The 4,174-nt window shown below is 29.9% G+C and carries 3 protein-coding genes; all 3 read left to right on the forward strand.

The features are described from left to right. The first annotated feature begins 843 nt into the window (after positions 1-843). The 3 genes from U9R42_03900 to sucC all read left to right on the forward strand — a co-directional run bounded on the left by U9R42_03900 (position 844) and on the right by sucC (position 4,163). Complete coding sequence (locus U9R42_03900) at positions 844-2,160, forward strand: AAA family ATPase (protein ID MEA3495160.1); 1,317 nt, start codon at positions 844-846, stop codon at positions 2,158-2,160. A gap of 133 nt (positions 2,161-2,293) precedes the next feature. Then, complete coding sequence (locus tag U9R42_03905; protein MEA3495161.1) at positions 2,294-2,872, forward strand: hypothetical protein; 579 nt, start codon at positions 2,294-2,296, stop codon at positions 2,870-2,872. Between the two features lie 103 nt (positions 2,873-2,975). Then, on the forward strand, positions 2,976-4,163 hold the full coding sequence (gene sucC, locus U9R42_03910) for an ADP-forming succinate--CoA ligase subunit beta (GenBank protein MEA3495162.1): 1,188 nt from the start codon (positions 2,976-2,978) through the stop codon (positions 4,161-4,163). Positions 4,164-4,174: the final 11 nt, after the last annotated feature.

Consider the following 4,174-nt stretch of genomic DNA (forward strand, 5'->3'; position numbering starts at 1 on the left):
TTTTCAGAGTTTTTCATATACTTCTTCAAATTTTTTTACATTATCCCGATATTGCTTCAAAAATTTTCATTGTCTATAAAAAACTCTGAAAATCTTAATGCGAATGTATTTATAGAACCTCCCTTAATATCAAATGTTATAATTTAAAGCAAACTTACAAATTTTAGTAAATATAAGAAAGTTTTTATTTGCAATTATAAAGCTTTGTGCTTTTAAAAAATTTTATACTTGAGTCCACTCTAAATAGTGGCACTAAGAAAACTTTGTATTACTCATTATACTTGGGCTTTGAATTAATAATGGATGTGAATGTAAAAGTCATTCAATTGTCATTAATAGTCATTTAGCCAAGCTGTCATTGGGTTTTGTAACTTAATGACAATTTAATGACAATCAAATGAATACTTTATGATATTAGATTCAAGCGACAGAATACACATAACATTCTAACAGTCAAAAACATACGTTTTTCTTATAGCCACTAAATAGTAATGAATGCAGGTTTTGAAAATCATTTTTAGACTTTTTAGAGTGGACTCATACTTAATTATTTTAATCCTTTTGAACTATTAATAATTACTTCTGATAGAATAGATTATCAGTCTTTCAACTTATGTGTTTTATAAAGGACATCAGGTAATTACTTAAAATATAACCCCATCTTTGTTACAATGACATCCCTATATGCATCGTATTCATTACAAGAATACTTTGTATTTGCATCGTATCTGTTACAAAAATAGTCGATATTTACCTCGTATTTGTTACAAATAGTATTTATATTTGCACAACTTTAATGATATATAGCAAATGAAAATACAACGGAAAGTATATAAAAAGCTCTTGGAATGGAAAGATTCTAAATACAGAAAGCCTTTATTATTGCGTGGTGCAAGGCAAGTAGGTAAAACCACATTAATAAGGGAGTTTTCTAAAGAGTTTGATAATTATATTGAGCTTAATTTAGAAAAAGAAGCTGACTGTGATTTATTTGAAACAGATGATATAAATAAAATATTAAATGCGGCATACTTACTAAAAAATTTAGAGCCAACTAAAAAAAACACACTTCTTTTTCTGGATGAAATTCAAGAATCACCAAAAGCAATTAAGCAATTAAGATATTTTTACGAAGAAAAGCCTGAACTATATGTGATTGCAGCCGGTTCTTTATTAGAGTTTGCAATAAGTAAAGTAGCAAGTTTTCCTGTGGGTAGAATAGAATTTCTTTATCTTCATCCTCTAAGTTTTGAAGAGTACTTAGGAGCGATACAACATAAAGTAGCCATTGATGCGTTAAAAACTATCCCTATACAGGATTATGCTCAAAGCGTATTACTTAATTTATTTCATGAGTATGCTATTGTTGGTGGAATGCCTGAAATAGTTAGTCGATTTGTAGATAATAAAAATATAGCAAGTTTGTCAAAAACGTATTTGGGACTTTGGCAATCATATAAAGATGATGTTGAAAAATATGCACGTAACGATTCTGATAAAAAAATTATTCGTCACATTGTTGAAACTGCACCTAAGCAAATTGATAGGATAAAATTTGAAGGATTTGGCAATTCAAATTATCGCTCACGTGAAGTCGGTGAAGCCTTACGTTCATTGAATTTTGCAAAAATTATTCAACTTGTTTATCCTACAACGAGTTTATCTCCTCCCATAATTCCCGATTTCAAAAAAAGACCTCGATTGCAGTTTTTAGATACAGGTTTATTAAATAATATATTGCTATTGCAAGGCGATATGATAGTGGTGAGTGATTTGAATGATTTTTATCGTGGGAAAATAATACAGCATTTGATATGTCAAGAATTAATTTCAATACATGATGAACATCCGTTTATCCCACATTTTTGGGTACGTGAAGAAAAAAATCGCAATTCTGAAGTTGACATTGTTTACAGACATAATAAGTATATAATTCCTATTGAGGTGAAATCGGGAAAGCAAGGTAAACTTCGTTCCTTACATCAATTTGTTGAACGAAGCAATCATCCCTATGCGATACGATTATATGCAGGGAAATTTAAAATAGAGAATCATAAAACACCGGATGGAGTACCATATTTATTAATGAATTTACCATATTTTTTAGGAACTAAAATACCAGAGTATATTAATTACTTTGTGGAAAATTACAAACTTTGATGTTAATTTAATCTCAAAAACAAAAAATGAAAAGAAAATATTTGAAAAGAGGGTGGCTGAATTTGAAGCAAAAACAGTAAATCAAAATCTAAAGAACAATTAATAATTAAAAAAAAGGTAATTTAAAAATTGAATGAAAAATGGAAATATTGAAATAAGGAGTGCAGAAATAGAGCATTTAAATGCAATTTTAGAAATTGCAGATCAACAATTTGGTAATAATTATCTTTCAAAAAGAGAGCTTGAAAGCTATTTGATTGATTCAAAGTACCAGATTTTAATTGCATTACAGGATGATATTTTGTTAGCATACTCTTTAATAAAAATTTGCTTCGTAAAAGAACTTTTAGCTTTTATTAAAGCTGAAAAAAAGAAAATAGAAAGATTATTGAAAAACCATCAACCTATTGCATGTAGAATGCAGATCGCAGTTTCTGATGCATATATGGGCTTGGGAGTTGGAAAAAAACTAACAAATAAAAGTCTTGAATTATCAAAAAAATATGCGAAATCTTCATTAAGTGTAGTATGGAAAAATGGAAGAGAGAATGGCATGGACAATATTTTATTAGACAATGGTTTTGTTAAAGCATTTGAGGAAAAAAATTACTGGAAAGAGGATAGCTTAATAAAAAATTATAAATGTAAAAATTGTGGTTTGCCACCTTGCACTTGCAGTGCAGTGATTTATTACCAAGTATGGGATTCTTAAATTTGGACATAAAATCAATTGTTTGTTTATCAACATCAATTTTTTTTTTGGTGGATTTTTTTAAAACATCTACTTTTGTATTTTATTAAAAAAATACATACTTATGAATATACATGAATATCAAGGAAAAGAAGTTTTAAAAAATTTAGGAGTTCAAGTTCCATTAGGATTTGTAATAAATTCTTCAGATGAAGCGATAGATGCTGCGAAAAAAATTCAAAAAGAAACAGCTACTGATACATGGGCTGTAAAAGCACAAATTCATGCAGGTGGGCGAGGAAAAGGTGGTGGAGTTAAAATTGCAAAATCACTAGACGATGTTAAAAAATATGCAGAACAAATACTAGGAATGACTTTGGTAACTCATCAAACAGGAGAAGAAGGAAAGCTTGTTCGCAAAGTTTTAATTGAGCAAGGAGTTTATTATCCGGGTCCCGAAGACGTTGAAGAGTATTACATGAGTGTTCTTTTAAATCGTGAAACAAAGAAAAATATTATTATGTATTCCACTGAGGGTGGAATGGATATTGAAACCGTTGCTAACAAAACACCGCATTTAATTTTTAAAGAAGAAATTGATCCTGCTGTTGGAATTCAAGGATTTCAAGCTAGAAGAATTGCTTTTAATCTTGGACTTTCAGGAACCTCTTTTAAGCAAATGATAAAATTTGTTTTCGCACTTTACAAAGCCTATGAAGCAACAGACTCATCAATGTTTGAAATTAACCCTGTTTTGAAAGCATCCGATGGGAAAGTTTTTGCAGCAGATTGCAAAGTAAATATTGACGATAATGCTCTTTTTAGGCATAAAGATTTTGTTGATATGAGAGATTTGCACGAGGAAGATCCTCTTGAAGTTAAAGCAACTGATAATGACCTTAATTACATAAAATTAGATGGTAATGTAGGTTGTATGGTTAATGGTGCCGGACTTGCAATGGCAACAATGGATATGATTAAATTGTCAGGTGGTTCACCTGCAAATTTCTTGGATGTTGGTGGCTCAGCAAATGCAAAAACAGTAGAAGCAGGATTCAGAATTATAAATGAAGATGAGAATGTAAAAGCTGTTTTAATAAATATTTTTGGAGGTATTGTTCGCTGTGATCGTGTAGCACAAGGAATTGTAGATGCATATAAGAATATTCCTAATTTTGATTTACCACTTATTGTGAGATTGCAAGGAACAAATGCAGAAGAAGGTAAAAAAATAATTGACGATAGTAGCTTAGAGGTATTTTCTGCTATTCATCTTGAAGATGCTGCAGAACTCGTAAAAAAAGTTGTTTAAGGGAGGTTCTA

It is taken from the genome of Bacteroidota bacterium, from assembly GCA_034723125.1.
Taxonomy (GTDB): Bacteria; Bacteroidota; Bacteroidia; order CAILMK01; family JAAYUY01; genus JAYEOP01.

Coding starts and splice junctions, on each gene's coding strand:
- sucC (MEA3495162.1), top strand. CDS start 2,976: ATGAATATACATGAATATCAAGGAAAAGAAGTTTTAAAAAATTTAGGA.
- U9R42_03905 (MEA3495161.1), top strand. CDS start 2,294: ATGAAAAATGGAAATATTGAAATAAGGAGTGCAGAAATAGAGCATTTA.